At 68.9% G+C, this 19,295-nt stretch carries 17 protein-coding genes; 9 read left to right on the top strand and 8 right to left on the bottom strand.

Going from position 1 to position 19,295, the window contains the following annotated elements; genetic code table 11:
- Position 1 precedes the first annotated feature (1 nt).
- Both EV650_RS08605 and EV650_RS08600 read left to right on the top strand, forming a co-directional pair.
- Positions 2-1,687, top strand: coding sequence for a Mur ligase family protein (locus EV650_RS08605; RefSeq protein ID WP_134117074.1), 1,686 nt, complete (start codon positions 2-4; stop codon positions 1,685-1,687).
- Positions 1,688-1,727: 40 nt separating this feature from the next.
- Entirely contained in the window at positions 1,728-2,579 is an 852-nt protein-coding gene (locus tag EV650_RS08600; protein WP_134117072.1) for a hypothetical protein, read from the top strand.
- Here the strand turns inward: EV650_RS08600 and cphA are convergent.
- The gene (cphA, locus tag EV650_RS08595) at positions 2,576-5,389 is read right to left on the bottom strand and encodes a cyanophycin synthetase (protein ID WP_134117070.1); all 2,814 of its coding nucleotides are present in this window, start codon (positions 5,387-5,389) and stop codon (positions 2,576-2,578) included. The two genes, EV650_RS08600 and cphA, sit on opposite strands and share 4 nt — an antisense overlap.
- Entirely contained in the window at positions 5,386-6,468 is a 1,083-nt protein-coding gene (locus EV650_RS08590) for a cyanophycinase (protein WP_134117068.1), read from the bottom strand. The genes cphA and EV650_RS08590 overlap by 4 nt, the downstream gene beginning before the upstream one ends.
- 217 nt (positions 6,469-6,685) lie before the next feature.
- Here EV650_RS08590 and EV650_RS08585 point away from each other — a divergent pair, with 217 nt between their 5' ends.
- Positions 6,686-7,705, top strand: coding sequence for a type IV toxin-antitoxin system AbiEi family antitoxin (locus tag EV650_RS08585; protein ID WP_134117066.1), 1,020 nt, complete (start codon positions 6,686-6,688; stop codon positions 7,703-7,705).
- A gap of 142 nt (positions 7,706-7,847) precedes the next feature.
- Here the strand turns inward: EV650_RS08585 and EV650_RS08580 are convergent, their stop codons facing one another.
- The 4 genes from EV650_RS08580 to EV650_RS08565 form a co-directional block, all read right to left on the bottom strand.
- Positions 7,848-9,263, bottom strand: a complete 1,416-nt coding sequence (locus tag EV650_RS08580; RefSeq protein ID WP_134117064.1) for a glycoside hydrolase family 16 protein — start codon at positions 9,261-9,263, stop codon at positions 7,848-7,850.
- 109 nt (positions 9,264-9,372) lie between these two features.
- Positions 9,373-10,242 (bottom strand): GNAT family N-acetyltransferase, encoded by an 870-nt coding sequence (locus tag EV650_RS08575; protein ID WP_238174080.1) that lies wholly within the window; start codon positions 10,240-10,242, stop codon positions 9,373-9,375.
- A gap of 56 nt (positions 10,243-10,298) precedes the next feature.
- A complete protein-coding gene (gene serB / locus EV650_RS08570) occupies positions 10,299-11,510 on the bottom strand; it encodes a phosphoserine phosphatase SerB (protein WP_134117060.1) in 1,212 nt (403 codons plus the stop codon).
- A gap of 53 nt (positions 11,511-11,563) precedes the next feature.
- Positions 11,564-12,361, bottom strand: coding sequence for an Rv1486c family protein (locus EV650_RS08565; protein ID WP_238174079.1), 798 nt, complete (start codon positions 12,359-12,361; stop codon positions 11,564-11,566).
- Between EV650_RS08565 and EV650_RS08560 the strand changes: the two genes are divergently transcribed.
- From EV650_RS08560 to EV650_RS08545, 4 genes are all read left to right on the top strand, one after another.
- Positions 12,360-13,142, top strand: a complete 783-nt coding sequence (locus EV650_RS08560) for an ABC transporter ATP-binding protein (RefSeq protein WP_134117058.1) — start codon at positions 12,360-12,362, stop codon at positions 13,140-13,142. The genes EV650_RS08565 and EV650_RS08560 overlap by 2 nt on opposite strands.
- Before the next feature lie 261 nt (positions 13,143-13,403).
- Positions 13,404-13,931 carry an NfeD family protein gene (locus tag EV650_RS08555; protein ID WP_134117056.1) on the top strand — a complete coding sequence of 176 codons (528 nt, stop codon included), beginning with the start codon at positions 13,404-13,406 and terminating at the stop codon, positions 13,929-13,931.
- Between the two features lie 169 nt (positions 13,932-14,100).
- Positions 14,101-15,255, top strand: coding sequence for an SPFH domain-containing protein (locus EV650_RS08550; protein WP_134117054.1), 1,155 nt, complete (start codon positions 14,101-14,103; stop codon positions 15,253-15,255).
- A gap of 123 nt (positions 15,256-15,378) precedes the next feature.
- Positions 15,379-16,125, top strand: a complete 747-nt coding sequence (locus EV650_RS08545; RefSeq protein ID WP_134117052.1) for a sulfite exporter TauE/SafE family protein — start codon at positions 15,379-15,381, stop codon at positions 16,123-16,125.
- Here EV650_RS08545 and EV650_RS08540 read toward each other — a convergent pair.
- Complete coding sequence (locus EV650_RS08540) at positions 16,109-16,759, bottom strand: TetR/AcrR family transcriptional regulator (protein ID WP_134117050.1); 651 nt, start codon at positions 16,757-16,759, stop codon at positions 16,109-16,111. The two genes, EV650_RS08545 and EV650_RS08540, sit on opposite strands and share 17 nt — an antisense overlap.
- Before the next feature lie 50 nt (positions 16,760-16,809).
- Here EV650_RS08540 and EV650_RS08535 point away from each other — a divergent pair, with 50 nt between their 5' ends.
- On the top strand, positions 16,810-17,763 hold the full coding sequence (locus tag EV650_RS08535; protein WP_134117048.1) for a quinone oxidoreductase family protein: 954 nt from the start codon (positions 16,810-16,812) through the stop codon (positions 17,761-17,763).
- A gap of 12 nt (positions 17,764-17,775) precedes the next feature.
- Complete coding sequence (locus tag EV650_RS08530) at positions 17,776-18,207, top strand: organic hydroperoxide resistance protein (RefSeq protein WP_134117046.1); 432 nt, start codon at positions 17,776-17,778, stop codon at positions 18,205-18,207.
- Here EV650_RS08530 and EV650_RS08525 read toward each other — a convergent pair.
- On the bottom strand, positions 18,156-19,244 hold the full coding sequence (locus EV650_RS08525) for a flavin-containing monooxygenase (RefSeq protein WP_134117044.1): 1,089 nt from the start codon (positions 19,242-19,244) through the stop codon (positions 18,156-18,158). The two genes, EV650_RS08530 and EV650_RS08525, sit on opposite strands and share 52 nt — an antisense overlap.
- Between the last annotated feature and the right edge of the window lie 51 nt (positions 19,245-19,295).

Below are 19,295 nucleotides of genomic sequence, written 5' to 3'. Positions count from 1 at the left end.
TTTGGCCACCTCGCTGGTTGAGCTCCGTGTTCTCGATGGCGCCAACCTCTACTTCAGTCGTGCCGCGGTCAAGCTGACGCTGGACGTGTCCGCACTCGTCGACGCTCCGGCGCCGGCGGCAAAGGCTTATGGACAGGCGATCGGTCTCGGCACCACCCGGCCGGGCCGGATCGGGTCGGGCTTCCGGCAGCGGTTCGCGATCCGCGTCGTCGGTCACGTCGTACGGCGAATTGCGCGGGAGGCCGGGATCGGCCGGATCGGCGTCCGGGTTCGCCCGGAGTCCGACGTACGCCGGCTTGTCGTGGCCTTCCCATGGGCGCATGAGACCCGGGCTCGGGCACTCGGGGCCGCGATCGTCGAGGTCCTGGACGCGTTCGGGGCCGAGGATCTGACTGAGTTGATCGCGTCCGTGGGGACGCGGGTGCGGGACGAGCCGGCGGGCAACCCGCCGCCGACCCTGCGCCCGAAGATCCCGGTAGTTGCGGTGACCGGGACGAACGGCAAGACGACCACGTCGCGGATGATCGCGCACATCGGCCGGGCCGCCGGACTGCACGTCGGCTGGTCGAGCACCGACGGTGTGTACTTCGACGGCGAACTCGTGAAGTACGGCGACTTCTCCGGACCGAGCGGCGCCGGACAAGTGCTGTCCCAGCCCGGCATCCAGCTCGCGGTGACGGAGACCGCTCGCGGCGGGATCCTGCGCCGGGGGATCGGGGTCGCGTACAACGACGTCTCGGTGGTCACCAACGTCAGCGCGGACCACCTCGGCCTGGGCGGGATCGACACCGTCGACCAGCTCGCCGAGGTGAAGGCGGTCATCACCCACATCACCCGTCCGCGCGGCTGGTGCGTGGTGAACGGCGACGACCCGCGGACGTTCGCGATGCGGCTCGGTTCGCCGGCCAAGTGCTGGGTGTTCTCGCGCGAGCCGGACTCGCCGTCGATCCGGGCGGTCCTCGACGAAGGCGGCCGGGCGACGACTGTCCTCGACGGATACGTGACCGTGCTCGATCAGTCGCGCGACCCGGAGCCGTTGCTGAAGGTTGTCGACGTACCGATGACGCTGTCGGGGTTGTCGCACTACAACGTCGAGAACACGCTGGCCGCGGCGTCGGCGGCGCTCGGGCTGGGGTTGCCGCGGGCCGCGGTGATCGAGGGGCTGAGCACGTTCGCACCGAACGAGAACAACCCCGGCCGGATGAACATGTACTCGCTGCGCGACTTCACCGTCGTCATCGATCTCGCCCACAACGAGGCCGGGCTGGAGGCGCTGCTCGAGATCATGAACGGCGTCCGGCCGGAGGGCGGGCGGCTGATGCTGGCGCTCGGATCGCCGGGGGACCGGGCCGACGACATGGTCGCCGCTCTGGGCGCGATGGGTGCGCGGGGGACCGACCGGGTGGCGATCGGCCACAAGAGCGACTACCTGCGCGGACGGCCGCCGGCTGAGCTCGAGGCGGTGTTCCGGGAGGGTGCTGCGTCGGTCGGCGTGGACGACGTACCGGCGTACCCGACCGAGCTCGAGGCGGCCCAGGCACTGGTCGCTGAGGCGCAGGCCGGGGATGTCGTCGCGGTGATGTCTCTGCAGGATCGGGCGAGTCTTGACGGCTGGTTGCGGTCCGAGGGAGCTACTGTCGACACACCGGAGATCTTGAAGAGCAAGGTCGAGAGAGCCCAGCACTAAGCCCCTCCGCCCGAACGGTTGGGGTGGAACGGGGTTTGTGATGCGCTACCTGTGGTCGATCCCGGCCGCGGTGGTCGCCTGGTTCATCGGCGGCTTCTCCGCGACGTACCTGAAAGGGCTGCCGGACGGTGCGACGTACTTCGTGCCGCCGCGGGTCGACCTGCTGCTGCTCGGTGGGTTCGCCGGTGGAGTGCTCGCCGGACTGCTGATCGGCCGGGTGCGGATCGCCGTACCGGTGCTGCTGGTCGTTGCCGCGGGCATGTGGTGGCTGACCGGGAACTCGTTCTCCGACCGGGACATGCTGGTCACGTTGCTGGTGGCAAGCGCTCTGGGTGGGCTGTTCGGTGCCCTGGGCACCAGAAGCTCGGTGCTTGCAGCGTTCGCACTCGCGCTGCCGGTGGCGTGGTACGCCCAGCGACCCGCTGAGCAGCTACGCGACTGGCAGTGGATCTGGCAGCTCAACGGCCTGCTGGTCGGCGCCGGGCTCGCGCTGCTGCTGTACTTCGCCTGCTGGAAGCGCGGCTGGCGGTCAGTGGGGTCCTGGATTCCGCTGGCCGGGTTCTACCTGGTCTGCAACGGCTTCGTCGAGGCCGTGCAGGTGGTCGCCCGCTCGAACGGCAAGCCGATGGACGCGGTTGGGGACGCATCGACCGAGGCCTTCTTCCAGTCCTTCGCACCGCTGCTGCGGGAGTACTGGCCGTGGATGGTGGTCGCCGTACTGCTCGCGATCCCGATGGTGGCGCTCAAGCTCCGCGCACTCCCGCCACCACCGCCACCCCCCGACCCGTACGCCGACAAGTCGAACGACGCCGTACTCTCCGACGACCTCGACTGGATCGACGAGCAGGAGGCCCATCGCCGCCTCCTGCCCCGTCGCCAACCGGTGAACTAACTGGGGACGGTGACCTCGCCGGCTTCCTCGTCCGGGAGGACGAAGTCCGGGTCGCCGCCTTCGTCGCCGGACCGTGCGCCGGCCTGGGCGAGGTGGGACACCGACTCGAGTTCGGCCAGGACCGACTGGTGCTGGTCGACGCACAGTACGACGAGGTCGCCCGGGTTGGAGCGGCTGAGGGCGTGCCGGACCGCGTCCAGCTCCTCCAGGACGGTATCGACCTGACGGCAGCGGGCGCCCTGCTCCATCGCGGTATGCACGCCGGTTGCGATCAGAGCGGCTGCTTCGCCACGTTTCCGGCCGCGGAGGCGGGCGTCCTCGCGGACGATGACCACGTCGAAGTGCTGCGCCGCGACCTCGCCCAGTTCGCGGATGTCGTCGTCGCGCCGGTCGCCCGCGGTCGCGATCACACCGATCCGCGACGGCCGTCCGAGCTCCGACGACGCGCTCAGGCTTTCACCGATCTTGTCGACGAAGTCCCCGAGCATCCGCATCGCCGGCGCGTTGTGGCAGTAGTCCACGATCACCGTGCGGCCGTCGACGTCGATCTCGTTCAACCGGCCCGGCGACAGGTAGTACGACGTACTGAACGTCCGCAGCCCCTGCCGGATGTCGTGCAACGACGCACCGGCCGCGAACGCCGCCGCGGCGGCCGCCATCGCGTTCTGCACGTTCATCATCGCCCGCCCACCGAACGTTGCCGGCAGCAAGTGAGTCCACGCCAGCTGCATCGACCGCCGCCCGTGCCTCACCACGATCATGTCGCCCAGGTCGGACCGCTCTAGCACCACCGCGCGACCACCCCGCCGGCAGTGCCCCTCGATGTACTCGCGGACCTCGCTGCCCGGCTCGGCCATGCTGAACCACACGACCTGACCCGAACATTTCCGGCGCATCTTCCGCACCAACGGGTCGTCCGCGTTCAGTACGGCGTACCCCGTCCGCGGCACCGCCTCGACCAGGACCGCCTTCACGTCCGCGAGCTGCTCGAGGGTGTCGATGCCACGCATGCCAAGGTGATCCGGCTGCACGTTCAGCACCACGGCCACGTCATTGCGCTCGTACCCGAGCCCCTCGCGCAGGATCCCGCCGCGCGCCACCTCGAAGACCGCGAAGTCGACCCGCGGGTTCTGCAGCACCATCCGGGCGGACTTCGGCCCGGACGCGTCCTGCCGGATCACCAGCCGCTCGTCGATCACGATGCCGTCGGTCGACGTCATACCGACCTTGCGACCGAGCCCCTTGAAGACGTGGCTGATCATCCGCGAGGTGGTGGTCTTGCCGTTCGTCCCGGTCACCGCGACGATCGGGATCCGGCTGGTCGCACCCGGCGGGAACAGCATGTCCACCACCGGCTTCGCGATGTACTGTGGCTCGCCGATCGTCGGGTTCGTGTGCATCCGGAACCCGGGCGCCGCGTTCACCTCGCAGATCGCGCCGCCGGTCTCGCGCACCGGCTGGGTGATGTCCGGGCAGATGAAGTCGATACCGGCGATGTCGAGCCCGATCATCCGGGCCGCCTCCTCGGCGATCTCGACGTTCTCCGGGTGCGCCTCCCAGGTCCGGTCGATCGAGATGCCACCGGTGGACATGTTGCCGGTGAGCGTCAGCTTCACCATCAGCTCTTCCGGCGGTACGTCGTCCAGCTCGAAACCCTGGTCCCGGACGAGCTGCCGTGCGGCCGCGTTGATGGTGATCCGGGTCAGGATCTTCTCGTGACCGACACCGCGGCGCGGGTCGGCGTTGGTGATGTCGACCAGCTCGGCCACGGTGTGGATGCCGTCGCCGACCACGTGCGCGGGCACGCGTTCGGCGATCGCCTCCATCCGGCCGTTGATGATCAGGCAGCGGTAGTCCTTGCCGGTGACGAAGTTCTCCACGATCACGGACCCGCGCCGGGACTGCTCGGCCGCGATCGGGAACGCCTCCCGCAACTCGTCCGCGTTCTGCAGGTTCAGGCAGACGCCGCGGCCGTGGTTGCCGTCGAGCGGTTTGCAGACCACCGGGTAGCCGATCTTGTGCGCGACCATGACCGCCTGGTCGACCGTACGTACCGACTCCGACCGCGGCACCGGCAGACCGGCCGACGCGAGCAGCCTCGTGGTCAGGTCCTTGTCGCTGGCGACGTCGACCGCGATCGAACCGGTCTCGGACGTCATCGTGGCCCGGATCCGCTTCGCGTGCACGCCCTGACCGAGCTGGACCAGGCTGGCCTTGTTCAGCCGGATCCACGGGATGTCCCGGGACACCGCCTCGTCCACGATCGCCTGCGTTGACGGGCCGAACGCGGTCCGCTCGGCCTGCTTGATGAACCGCTCCAGCCCGGTGGTGAAGTCGAACGCCGGCTGTGCATTCTTCATTTGGGGCTGGACCAGGTTGTTGACGAACCGTACGGCGAGTTCACCAGCGGCGAGTCCGACCGCCTCGTCGGCGTACGCGTAGACGATGTTGTAGATGCCCGGCGATCCCTTGACCTGGCGCGTCTTGCCGCGCCGCATGTCGTGGCCGGCTTCCTGCTGGAGCTGCAGCGCGACGTGCTCGGCGATGTGCCCGAGCCAGGTGCCTTCCTGCAGTCGCTCGATGAACCCGCCCCGCCGGCCGCGCGAGCAGTGGTGCTGGTCGAGCCGGGGCAGGTAGGTCAGCAGCTGCTCGGTGAAACCGGGGATGGTGTTCGACGGGAAGTTCTCCAGCGAGCCGAGATCGACGACCAGGTGGATCGCGGGCTCGTAGCTCCAGACGTTCGGCCCGCGGTAGACGCGGGTCTCGATGATCTTCAGGTCCGGAGCGGGGGCGCCATGCGTATCGGTCATGTGGTTCCGTTGTCTGTTTGCGTGCGGTCGGGGAGGTCGGAGTCGGCGCCGGCCGCCTGTGTTGGTCTGGTCAGGGGCTCGGTCGCCTCCGGTCTGGACTCCGCGGCCCCGATCGACGCAGCAGACTTCTTCGCCGTACGGCGTCCCGCGCGCTTCTTGCGCTCCTCGTAGTACCGCGGTGACACGCCCTCGGCCGCGATCTCCTTGGTCAGCTTGCGCAGATCCGCCTCGGCGGCCGCCATCTCGGCGATCTCCGCGGCCGGCGGTTGCGGACCGAACGACAACAGCACCCGGTTCTGCAGGTCGAACGTCGCGGTCGCAGGCAAGACATGCAGTACGACGCCGGACGCGAGAATCGGCTCGGATCGCTTGGCGGAGTGGGCGTTCGACGTGATCCGGCCGCCGTCGAAGATCGTCACCGCACCACGGCCGACGACCTCCAGGTGAGTGCCGCGGACGACCGCCGCGGTGTCCTCGTCCACGCCGATCCCGAGCAGGCCGGGGGACTGGGCGACGAGCGACAGCAGCCGGCCGTACCGGTTCCGCTGGGCGAAGTGCTGGTCGACGATCGCGCCCTGGACCAGTCCGAGACCGCCGGACAGCTGGCTCATCCGCTGCCGCGGGGTCGCGCCGGAGCGGCCGAACGCGATCATGTGCTCGGCCAGGATGCTCGCGCCGGCCGACGTACCGCCGACCGCGGCACCGCGCGCGTGGGCGGCGGTGACCGCCCGGCCGAACGCCGTACCGGTGACGACGCCGGCCAGCTTGAGCTGGTTACCGCCGGTCATGAAGATGCCGGTCGCGTCGTTCAGCGGGGCGATGAAGGCCGGGTCGTCGGCGTCCTCGCGGTTCTCCGGGCGGACGCCGACCACGCTCGCGGCACCGAGCGCCGCGAACAGCGCCCGGTACACGTCGATGACGTCGGGCCCGAGCGCGGACGCGGTGGGCACCACCACGATCCGCGCCTTGGCTCCACCGGCCGCCTCGACGAACTCCTGCAGCACCATCCGCTTCTTCAGCTTGTCCTCGGCGCCGCCGATCGCAAACAGGGCTCCAGGCCCACCCTGCAGTTCTGACATAGCCGAAGAATAAGCCGTACCGCCCCACCACCCCCGCCACTCCCTCCACACGCCCCATCCCTCCCCCTCCCGCCACCTCCAACTTTGAGAGGCCACCGACCGTTTCTGCGGCCGATTTGTGGTTGGTGGATTCTCAAAGTCGACGTGGCCAGGGGGTTATCCACAGGGTGGCGTTCGGTGCGAGCGGGCGGGTGAGGTGATGAGGGACGATGGCGCGATGGATCGATTGCCCGGGGGAGTCCGCGATCGGCTGACGGTGCTCGTTCGGAGGCCGCAGCCGCGGCAAGTCCTGATCGAGGCCGGCCTGCGCGACTCAGACCTGCGGCGACTGGTGCGCCGGCAAGTGTTGCAGCACCATCATGGGCACTATGTCGACGGCAGGCTGAAGGAGGCACTGGCGCGGTTCGCCTGCGCGCAGGCGCTGCACCCGGGTTCTGCGGTGAGTCACTTCAGTGCGGCCCAGCTCTCCGGACTGCGCACCTGGACGGACAGTCGGCGTCCGTCCCACCCGCCGCTCGATGCTGCGTGGCTGACCAGGCCGCCCGAGGCCAAGCGCAACCAGCGTCGCAACGACATCGTCGTACGACGTGCCACTCTGGCGCCGGCCGATCTGTCCAGGTTCCTATGGTTGCCGGTCACCAGTACGGCCAGGACGGTCGTGGATATCGCCCGTGCGCTGCCGCTCCGTGAGGCGATCGTGACGATCGACGACGCACTGCGCAGCGGTGTCTGCGCCGCCGATCTCGAGGCGGTCGTCGAGCAGCAGTTCCAATGGCCGGGCATTCGCCGGGCGCGGACCACGATCGGTTTCGGGGATCCGAGAGCGGAATCGGCGTTGGAGTCGATCGCGCGGGCGGTCTTCGCGGCCGCGGGACTGCCTGCGCCGATCCTCCAGGCCCAGTTCTGGGACGGCACCGGCTGGATGCTTGAACGCGTCGACTTCTGGTGGCCGTGGTTCCGGACGGTCGGCGAGGCCGACGGGCTGGCGAAGTACGACGCTGATACTCCTGAGGAGCGACGTCGGCAACTGCGGCGCGGTCATCGGCGTGACCAACGACTGAGCGATCGTGCCGTGGAGCTCGTGCACTTCGGCTGGGAGGATGCTCTCGATCCCCACTCGGACGTGATCGCCCGCCTCCGTGCAGCCTTCGCCAGAGGGAGCGCACGCCCCGGCGACTGCCCGCCGTGGCGAGCCCCCGACCCGCGCGACCTGACCGCCTGGCTCCACGCCGCCTGATCCCCGCACCTCCCGCGCCGCACCCCACCTCGCACGCCCTCCCCACGACGCGCCCCCAACCTCGCGACTTTGAGAAGCCACCGACCGTTTCGGGAGCGAATTCTTGGTTGGTGGGTTCTCAAAGTCGGAGAGGAAGAGGTGGTCAGTGACCGAACGTGAACCAGTTGAGGTTGACGAAGTCGGCTGGTTGACCGCTGGTGAAGGTCAGGTAGACGTCGTGGACGCCGGTGACCGCGCTGATGTTGGCAGGGACCGATCGCCAGGACTGCCAGCCACCCGTGTTGCCGACCGCGAAGCTGCCGATCGGAGCGTTCGACCGGCTGTCCAGCCGGACCTCGACCAGGCCGCTCACGCCACCTGCCGCGCCGGATGCGACCCGGCCGACGAACTGGTGTGCGGCCGAGCTGCTGAAGTCGACGCCTTGGTACAGGGCCCAGTCGCCGTTTCCGATCTGCATAAGGTTCTGGCCGCCACCGGAGTCGGTGGTCGTCTCGACGCCCATCCCGCCCTGCTGCTGGAAGGACTCCGCCTGGAGGGTGCTGTACGCGCTGCCGCCACCGCCGGGCGGGGGAGAGGTCGGCGGCGGTGAGGTGGGCGGAGTGCCGCCGCCGCCCTTCGACGACACGGCCACGTAGTCCACGACCATCGGCTTGTCGGGCACGGTCGAGGCTCGCGGGGTCGGGCCGTTGAGGGCGTCGGGGAACGCTCCGCCGATGGCGACGTTCAGCAGGACGAAGTACCCCGCGTGCGAGGTCATGTTCGCCCACGTGTCGGCCGGCAATTGACCCTGGCTGACGGAGTGGAACTGCTGCCCGTCGACGTACCAGCGCAACTGGTTCGGCGAGACGCTGGTGTCCCACTCGAAGCGGTAGGTGTGGAATCCGGCCTGGCAGGTCGCGCCCGGGCACGCGCGATTGTTGGCGATCCCACTGGTCTCGTTGCACGGGCCGCCCGGGTTCACGCCGCAGTGCAGCACGCCCCAGACCGAGTTGATCCCGTTGACGTTCTCCATGATGTCGAACTCGCCGATCCCCGGCCAGTTCCAGTAGTTGCCGCGGTACGGCTGGCCCAGCGCCCAGAACGCGGGCCAGTACCCGAGCGCGGCGTCGCCGGTGACGTTCGGCATCTGGATCCGGCTCTCGATCGCCAGCACCCCACCGGCCGGCGGCTTGAAGTCGCTCCGCTGCGTCTCGACCCGGCCGGACGTCCAGTTGCCGGCGCTGTCGCGGCGCGGCGTGATCCGCAGGTTGCCGCCGCCGTCGAGGGCGACGTTGTTCGTGCTGTTCGTGTAGTTCTGGATCTCGCCGGTGCCCCAGTTGCCCGGGCCGCCCGGGTAGCCGTGGCCGGTGTCGATGATCCAGTTGGCGCCGGACGGGAGGGTGCCGTTCGGTCCGTCGAAGTCGTCACTCCAGACGGTGCTCCAGCCGGACGCGGGCGGGGGGACGCTCGCCTGGGCGGCGACCGCGAGGCTGCCGGCGATCAGGATCGGCGCGGCTAGTGCTGCCAGGAGAGTACGGCGGTGGGTACGGCGACGTGATTGGTTCGGGCGGGAACGCATGGTCGACCTCCACAGTCGAGGCCGGCGCCTCACCAGACCGCCGGCCGGGGGATTGACCCAATGAGAGCGCTCTCATCTCCAGGTGTCAACACCTTGTGTCAACAGCTCGTCACAGCTGGGTGCGATACACCGTTGTACTGCGCCGGACCCGCATGCCGAGGCGCTCGTACATCGCCAGCGCGCCGGTGCCGGAATGGGTCCACAGGATGCAGGTGGTCCGCCCGTTGCGGAGGAACTCGGCGCAGGTTCGGTCGAGCATTGCGCGGGCGATGCCCTTGTTCCGTTGATCGGCCTGTACGGCGAGCTGCTCGACGTACCCCTCGTCGCCGTCCAGCGCGATGACCGCGCCGACCAGCTGATCGTCGGCGTACGCGAGGGTCGAAGCCTGCGGGAGGAACGTGGACCGAGCGACGGTCAGCTCGGCCCACTCGTCGTACGACTTCGCCCGCGGCTGGAACGGGGCGAACGCCTGCTCGATCAGCTCGTGTACTTCGTGACTGCGAGCCGGATCGTATGCATCGAGCCGGATGCCTGGGGGAGCAGGTGATTGCGGCGCGGTCGGACGTTCGAGCAACCAGTTGGTCGCGAGCACCTCGTACCCACGGGACCGGAGCATGTCGGTGCCGGCCTGATCGGAGTCGTCGACGATCTGTGCGAGCCAGTCGGTGCCGATCTCCCGGGCCCGCGCCTCGGCCCAGTCGAGCAGCTGGGTGCCGAGTCCGAGTCCGGCGTACGACGGATGGACGTCGATCTTCGCGTGTCTGCCGCCGTGCACCCAGACCCAGCCGGCCAGATCACCGTTCGGCGCCGTCGCGACCCGGGTGTCGAGCTCGAGCTTGATCAGCGGCCGCCGCAGATCCGCCGCGACAGCGTCCGGCACAGCTTCCACCTGTCCATGCCAGGACCGCTCTTCGGCCGCGATCAACTGATGGATCGCAGGTGCGTCGTCAAGCGTCGCCGGCCGAGTCGAGAACTCCATGAACCGATACTGCCGCATCCAGCCCAGGTGGCCGGGAAAGTTGCAGCTTGTTGCGATCAGGCGGGGTCCCCGGCGTCGGCTGTTTCCACCTCTTCGCGGGTGATGCCGAGGAGGTAAAGGATCGTGTCCAGGTAGGGGACGCTGACGTGGGTGTCGGCGGCCGCTCGGACGACCGGCTTGGCGTTGAAGGCGACGCCGAGGCCGGCGGCGGCGAGCATGTCGAGGTCGTTGGCGCCGTCGCCGATCGCGACCGTCTGGGTGAGCGGCGTACCGGACTCCTGGGCGAACTGACGAAGGGCGGTCGCCTTGCCGGGGCGGTCGACGATCTCGCCGACCACGCGACCGGTGAGGTGGCCGTCGACGATCTCGAGCTCGTTGGCCTTGGCGTAGTCGATGCCGAGCTCCGCGGCCAGCTTGTCGGTGATCTGGCTGAAGCCGCCGCTGACGATCGCGAACTGGTACCCGAGCCGCTTCAACGTCCGTACCAAGGTGCGGGCGCCCGGTGCGAGCTCGATCGCGGCGTACACCTCGTCGAGCGAGGTGGCCGGCAGTCCTTCGAGGGCAGCGACCCGATGTCGTAGCGACTCGGCGAAGTCGAGCTCGCCGCGCATCGCCTGCTCGGTGACGGCGGCGACCTCATCCAGCCGGCCGGCGTGGGCGGCGAGCATCTCGATGACCTCGCCCTGGATGAGCGTCGAGTCGACGTCCATCACGATCAGCCGCTTGGCCCGCCGATACAGCCCGCCGTCCTGGACCGCGATGTCCAGCCCTTGCCGGACGCCCTCCAGCGCGAGGACAGTCCGCAGCGTTTCCGGATCGACGCCGGAGACCGCGATCTCCATCGCCGTGACCGGGTACCGCGCCATTCGGCTGATCCGGTCGATGTTCGCGCCGGTGTCGGCGATCCGGCCGGCGACCGCGGCCAGGCCGGCGGCGGACAGCGGGCGCCCGATCACCGTCACCTGGCTACGGCCCTTGCGCCGCGGCTCATTGTCGCCGAGACCCTTCTTCACCGAGATCTCGACGTCGAGGATGTCGGCGAGCGCCTTCAGTTCTTCCTTGAGGTTCTTGTGGTCACGCGGCGCGGACAGCAGTACGCCGAGCACCAGACGGCCTCGCAGTACGACCTGCTCGGCGTCGATCACCTCGAGCCCACGGGTCGCGATCGTCGACAGGACGGCCGACGTCAGTCCCGGCCGGTCGGTCCCCGTCAACGTCACCAGCACCGTCGGCCGCTCGGCCGCTTCAACCTCACCGGGATCAGTCATCGCACCCCGAACGCTACCTACTTGAGATGACGGTCCGGTATCCGGTCCAGATCTCAGGCGTGAACGGGCGGCGCGCACGCCGCGACGAGGGCTCGGCGGGCCGCGGCGGCCAGCTCGAGGAGGGCTCGGCGGCGGGCGTCGGCCTCGGCGCCGGTGACCGCGGAGCCGTCGTCGTCCAGGGCCGCGTCGGCGATCGCGAGACACCGCCGGGCGGTCGCCGCGGTCTTCACCGCGCGCGGTTCGTAGCCGGGGGCAAGGTCGTCGCCGCGGCCACGGCCGATCTTGCGGATGTCGATCAGCGCGTCCGCGACCTCCGGCTTCCAGCGCGCGACGTCGAGCGCGGCCAACGACTCGGCGGCGTCGATCAGCGCCAGCCGCAGACCGCGATCCGCTTCACCGAAGTCGGCCAGCACTGGGCTCGCCGCCGGCAGCACGGACCATTGCACAGCAGGACCGACGTACGACGGAACGAGTCCGAGCTCCGGTCCCGTGAGTACGACGGCCTCTCCGGTCTCCAACGCGGCCTCGTTGAACGAAGGCGGTCCGGCCAGACCGATCGGGTCGCCGGGGACTGGGAGTGCGAGGTGGGCCTGCGTCGTACCGGCGGCGCGTAGGAGGTTCAGCGCGACCGGGAGGGTGGCCGGCTCGGGGTGTCCGGCCAGGCCCGCGACGTGGTGCCCGACGTCGTCGCCGAGGATCTTCTGCGCGGCGGTGTCGGGGTCACAGGCTCCGGTCAGCATCGCGTTCGTCCACACGGTGAACCGGACCGAGGCGGAGGTCGTCAGCACGCCCGCAATACTCTCACCACCCGGAGACAACTCGCGGACGGCGACCCCGTAGGTTTTGTGCATGACTGCAGTGGTGGAGCTGGCCGGGGTGACGATCGTCCGCGGTGAGGCGCGTCTGCTCGACGGGATCGACTGGACGATCGACGAGGCGGACCGGTGGGTCGTGATCGGGCCGAACGGTGCCGGCAAGACGACGCTGCTGCAGATCCTCGCCGCCCAGATCCACCCGACCGCCGGTGTCGCCGGGCTGCTCGGTGAGGTGCTGGGTGCGGTTGATGTGTTCGAGCTGCGGCCGCGCATCGGACTGACGAGTGCCGCTTTGGCCGACCGGTTGCCGAAGAGCGAACGCGTGTCCGACGTTGTGGTCTCCGCGTCGTACGCCGTCCTCGGCCGATGGATCGAGCAGTACGACGACCTGGATCACCAACGCGCCGGGGCGTTGCTGGCCGAGCTCGGGATCGGGCACCTGGCCGACCGGACCTTCGGCACCTTGTCGGAGGGGGAGCGGAAGCGGGTGCAGATCGCCCGTGCGTTGATGACCGACCCCGAACTGATGCTGATGGACGAGCCCGCGGCCGGCCTGGACCTTACGGGTCGCGAACAGTTGGTCCGGTCGCTCAGCGCGATCGCGACCGCGGTCGGCGCCCCGGCGATGGTCCTGGTCACCCACCACGTCGAGGAGATCCCGCCCGGCTTCACCCACGCCCTGCTGCTCAAGCAGGGCCGCATCGTCGCCGCCGGCCCGATGGACGAGGCCCTGACGGCCGAGACCCTCAGCGACACCTTCGACCTGGCCCTCACCCTCAAACAAGAAGACGGCCGCTACACCGCCCGCGCCCTCTAACCCACCCGCGCCCGCCACCGCCCGCCACCGCCCGCCACCGCCCGCCCGGACGCGTACCCCGCCCGCTCCAGCCCCGCGCATTTGGCTGGTGGACCCACGAGCTTGGGGGTTCTACACCCTGGTTCAGAGTGCAGAACCCCCGATCTGGTGGGTCAGCCAGCCAAATTCGTGGGTCTGCCAGGGAAATGGCGGTGGAGCCGGAGGGGAGGTCGGCGCGTCCAAACATCTGCTTGCGGGCCCCGACGTGGATAGGCTTGGGAAATGATGGATTGGCTGCGGGACAACATGTGGGCGGCGTGGCTGACGATCGCCGCCGTCCTGGGTCTGGCCGAACTGGCATCGCTCGACTTCACCCTGCTGATGCTGGCCGCGGGTGCGCTCACGGCCGCCGGGGTGGCGGCGTTCTTCCCCGGACTGTTGTGGCTCCAGATCGTCATCGCGTTGATCACCGCCGGCGCGATGCTGGGCGCGATCCGGCCGATGATCGTCCGCAAGATCCATCACGGCACCGAGCTCAAGACCGGCTCGGCACACGTCATCGGCCGCTCCGGGATCGTGGTCAAGGAGATCCACCCCGACGGCGGTGGCTCGATCCGGCTGAGCGGTGAGCTCTGGACCGCACGCCCGTACGACGAGGTGTCGACGATCGCCCCGGGGACGCGCGTCGAGGTGATGTCGATCGACGGCGCGACCGCGGTCGTGTACCCGATCGGCGAGCCGCTGCACCACGACCTGGACCTCCCCGAACCGACCCAGAACCCGAAACCGACCGAACCGCCGCAGACCTGACCGCGCTCCGGCGGTTGAGTGGTCCCCTCGGCGCAGTAGTGTCGAAGGTGAGGGACGGTTGAAGTAACTGCTCGATCAGGCATCCGACGCGCCGGGAACCGGTACGGCGCCTGCCCCGTCGATACGGAAGACTGTCCGTCCTGAGGGTCCGTTCGAGTGGAGGGTCAAAGTGACCGCGTTCCTCATAGTCCTGGCACTGGTCGCCTTAGTGGTGATCGTGACCTTGGTCAAGTCCGTCCGGGTGGTGCAGCAGCAGACCGTCGGGATCGTCGAGCGGTTCGGCAAGTTCAAGACCGGGCTGCAGCCGGGCCTGAACCTGTTGACCCCGTTCGTCGACAAGGTCCGCTACACCATCGACATGCGCGAGCAGGTGGTCGCGTTCCCGCCGCAGGGTGTCATCACCGAGGACAACCTGATGGTGTCGATCGACTCCGTCATCTACTTCCAGGTGAACGACCCGGTCCGGGCGACGTACGAGATCTCCAACTACATCCAGGCGATCGAGCAGCTGACCATGACCACGCTGCGAAACATCATCGGTGGCATGGACCTGGAGCAGACGCTGACCTCGCGTGAAGAGATCAACGAGAAGCTCCGCTACGTGCTGGACGAGGCGACCGGCAAGTGGGGGATCCGGGTCAACCGGGTCGAGCTCCGCTCGATCGACCCGCCGCCGTCGATCCAGGACTCGATGGAGAAGCAGATGCGCGCCGACCGTGACAAGCGCGCCGCGATCCTCACCGCGGAAGGTATGCGGCAGTCCGCAGTATTGTCCGCCGAGGGTCAGAAGCAGTCCGCGATCCTCACCGCCGAAGGTGACAAGCAGTCCCGGATCCTGCGGGCGCAGGCCGAGCGGGAGGCGCGGATCCTGAAGGCGCAAGGTGAGGCGCAGGCCATCACCACGGTCTTCAACGCGATCCACGCCGGCAAGCCCGACCAGGGTCTGCTCGCGTACCAGTACCTGCAGATGTTGCCGTCGATCGCTCAGGGCGACGCGAACAAGCTGTGGATCGTGCCGAGCGAGATCGGCGACGCGCTCAAGGGTCTCGGCAGTGCGGTCGGCCAGGTGGCCGGCATCACCCAGAAGGCCGAGGGCAACTGGCAGGCGCCGGAGCTGTCCAACGGCGAGGTCGCGGAGCTCGACTCCGGCGCGGCCGCGCCTGCGGCGGTGGCCGAGGCCGACAACGCGGTCCGCGAGGCGATCGCCGCCGCCGAGTCCGCCGCCGTGGGCAACCGCGGTACGGTCCCGACGACTCCGGCCGTCGCACCGACTCAGGACCTCCCGACGCAGGAGCCGCCGGCCGCAGAGCCGCCGCAGCGCTGACGTAAAGAGCACGAGGGCCCTTTCCCAGATCGCTTGGGAAGGGGCCCTTCTGCGCGATAGAACGATGTTCAACCATCGGACAGATCTGCGCGGGAGCGGTCAGGTGCGTAAAGTCGGTCAGCGATGACATGGTTCGAGGCGGTCTTCGTCCTGCTGGCGGGGATGGGCGCAGGGACGATCAACGCCGTGGTCGGGTCCGGCACGCTGCTCACCTTCCCCGCGTTGCTTGCCGTCGGCATCCCTCCGGTGCTGGCGAACGTCAGCAACACCGTCGGTCTGGCGCCTGGTACGGCGGCCGGCGCGATCGGCTACCGTCGCGAGCTCGAGGGTCAGCGCGGCCGGATGCTCCGGCTGATCCCGGCGTCGCTCGCCGGCGGCATCGTCGGGGGAGTGCTGCTGCTCACGCTGCCCGACTCTGCCTTCCACGCCGTCGTACCCGTGCTGATCCTGCTCGGCTGTCTGTTGGTCGCGTTCCAGCCGTTGCTGTCGCGGTGGATCAGTGCTCCGTCGCACCTGCACCGTGGTGCATGGTGGGTGATCCCGGCCGTCTTCGCCACCGGTGTGTACGGCGGGTACTTCGGTGCAGCCCAAGGCGTTCTGTTGATGGCGATCCTCGGCCTCGGCCTGGACTCGAACCTGCAGCGGATGAACGGCTTGAAGAACGTGCTGGCCACGGTCGTGAACACCGCGTCGGCGATTCTATTCATCACCGTGCACGACATCGACTGGCTCGCGGCCGGACTGATCGCGGTCGGGTCGACCATCGGCGGTTTCATCGGCGCCCGCTACGGCCGCCGGCTACCACCCATCGCACTCCGCGGCCTGATCGTCTGCATTGGCATCCTCGCCATCGTCACGATGGTGTTCTGACCGCTAATCCAGCTAGTAGCAGATCAAGCCCGTAGTCGAACTGTTCGTCGCCGCCTGTCGTCCGGGCCAACTCGGGCGCCAGCTCAACCACTGACGGGAACTTGCGGGCCGACAGGGACTCCATCGACGCTCGCAGCCGTCGCCAGGCCTCCGGATCACGCCGTTCGGCCGCCATCTGAATCTCCCACGACGTCGAGCCGAGCACGTAGGTGAACAACGTCGTGTGCGTCCGCGCCGCCGTCTCCGCGTCGAACCCGGCCGCCAGCAGTACGCCGAGCAGCCCCTCGGCGACCCGCGCCGTCTCGTGCCCGCTCAGCGGCCGTCCGGCGAGTAGTTGCACAAGGCAAGGATGTTGCAGCATCAGCAGCCGCAGCGAGCGGCAGACCGCCCTGACCTGGTCCGGCCACGGCGCACCGTCCGGTACGGCGGGCAGCAGACCCATCAAGTGATCCCGGACCGCGTCGTACAGATCGTCCTTGTTACGGAAATAGGTGTAGAGCGCCATCGGTCCGACACCGAGCTCGGCGGCCACCCCGCGCAGACTGAAAGCATCCGCGCCCTTGACCTCCATCAGGTCCAGCGCGGTCCGCACGATCAGGTCGGCGCTGAGCGTGTTCCGCGGCGTCCTGGCCATGTGACCCACCTCCCTTCGATCTCCCTAACGTACAGTGTATAGTACGGTGTATGCGAGCCATTCAGATCACCGAGTTCGGCGGACCCGAGGTCCTCAAGGTCAGCGATGTCCCGGAGCCGGTCGCCGGCGACGGACAGGTCCTGATCACGGTCGACCGCGCGGGTATCAACTACGCGGACACGCACCAGGTCGAGAACAGTTACCTCTCCAAGACCGAGCTGCCGCTGATCCCGGGCGGCGAGGTGGTCGGCCGGACGACGGACGGTCGCCGCGTGGTCGCACTGATCGGATCGGGTGGGTACGCCGAGCAGGCCGTCGCGCACGCGCCGTACGCCTGGGACGTGCCGGAAGGCGTCACCGACGGCCAGGCGCTGTCGCTCGTGCTGCAAGGCACCACCGCCTGGCACCTCCTCAAGACCTCCACCCACCTGCAGCCGGGTGAATCCGTGCTCGTGCACGCCGGTGCCGGCGGTGTCGGCTCGCTCGCCGTCCAGCTCGCGAAGCTGTGGGGTGCGGGTCGCGTGATCGCGACCGCCTCCACCGAGGACAAGCGCAAGCAGGTCCTCGAGCTCGGCGCCGACGCGGCGATCGACGGTACGCCGGAAGGCCTGAAGGACCGCATCCTCGAGGCGAACGGCGGCAAGCCGGTCGACATCGTGCTCGAGATGGTCGGCGGTCAGACGTTCGACGAATCGTTCGCCGCGCTGGGCCGCTTCGGCCGCCTGGTCACGTTCGGCTCCGCGTCCCGGCAGGCGGCCGCGCCGATCGACCCGAGCCGGTTGATGAAGGGCTCGAAGACGATCGCCGGCTTCTGGCTGGCCGACTGCTTCGCGAACCCGCAACTGCTCGGCCGCCCGCTGGCCGAGCTGTTCGACCTGACTGCCAACGGCAAGCTCGTCCCGATTGTCGGCGGCGAGTACGCCCTGTCCGAGGTCGCCACCGCCCATGAGGACATGCGGGCGCGACGTACCGTAGGCAAGTTGCTACTCGATCCCACTCGCTAAGGAGAAACAGATATGACGATTGCTGTTGAGAAGGTTCTGTACACCGCCCACGCGACCGCGCACGGCGGCCGGGACGGCAAGGTGGCCAGCGACGACGGCAAGCTCGAGGTCGTCGTCGCCCCGCCGGTCGAAATGGGTGGCACCGGCAAAGGGACCAACCCCGAGCAGCTGTTCGCGGCCGGTTACGCGGCCTGCTTCCACAGCGCCTTGAAGGTCGTGGCCCGCAGGGCCCGCCAGGACGTGGACAACTCGACCGTCACGGCCGAGGTCGGCATCGGCCCGATCAACGGCGGCGCCGGCTATGGCCTCGAGGTCGCGCTGGTCGCCAGCCTGCCCGGCATCGAGCGCGCTGTCGCCGAGGAGCTCGTCGCCAAGGCCCACGAGGTCTGCCCCTACTCCAACGCCACCCGCGGCAACATCAAGGTCGACCTCAAGGTCGCCTGACCGAGCCGTTTCACCAGGTAGCGAGCGTCTCGGTCGACGCCCTGAATGCTGGCCGAGGCGATCGCGTACTGGAAGTCGAGACCCAGGAAGAACAGTCCGGGTACGTCGGCCGACACGCCCCGCTCGTGCCGCGGCCGGCCGTCGTCCTCGAACACCGGCAGGTCGATCCAGCTGTGGTCCGGATCCGAGCCGGTGCACCACACCACGGTCCTGACATCGTCGAGTACGTCGCCGTCCGCGGTGACCGGCCGTCCGTCGCGAACCCCGTCGATGCGGCCGAGTCGCTCGATCCCGGCCGCGTCGAGGTGGTCGAGTTTGTTCCTGGTCAGCGGCAGCCCCTTCTGCACCGCGTTCGCGATCGCCTTGCGGCCCATCGGCGTACGGCGGGTGAGGACGTACTTGAACAGGAACATGACCACCGGCGTGAAGACATGGCCGACGGTCGAGTCGATGTCGACCGGTACCTGACCCGGATGCCGGCCGGCGAGCAGGGTCCGGTGGGTCTTGACCGCGTCTAGCGCGATGTCGGTCCCGGAGTTGGCCGCACCCACGACGAGCACGGTCCCGTCCGCGAGCTGGTCGGTATTCCGGTACTCCAACGAGTGCAGTTGCCGGATCGACGGATCGAGCTCATCGGCGTACGACGGCCGCCGCGGCGTCGAATGCATGCCCGCGGCAACGACCACCTGATCAGCACGCCAGTCCCCAGCACTGGTTTCGACCAGGAACCCTTCCTCGTCCCGCGACAGCCGCGTCACGCGTACGCCGGTCCGCACGGGCAGCTCATGATGTACGGCGTACTGCTCGAGGTAGTCGGCCATCTCGTCGCGGCTCGGGCAGTCCCGGGTGCCGATCCGCAACCCCGGGAGGCTCGCATACCGCGGCAAGCTGAACAGCCGCAACGAGTCGTACCGCTCCCGCCAGCAGTCGCCGACCCGGTCGTTCTGTTCGAGGATGACAAAGTCCTCGCGCAGGCAGTAACCCATCGCCAGACCGGCCTGGCCCGCCCCGATCACCACAGTCCCAACCCTGTCCATGACCTCACGGTAGGGGTCAGAGGCAAGGCGCGACATCCGCCGATCACGCCA

This window comes from Kribbella kalugense (assembly GCF_004365875.1).
GTDB classification, from domain to species: domain Bacteria; phylum Actinomycetota; class Actinomycetes; order Propionibacteriales; family Kribbellaceae; genus Kribbella; species Kribbella kalugense.
Note: the sequence above shows the minus strand (reverse complement) of the source record. Positions and strands in the feature narration are given on the sequence as shown.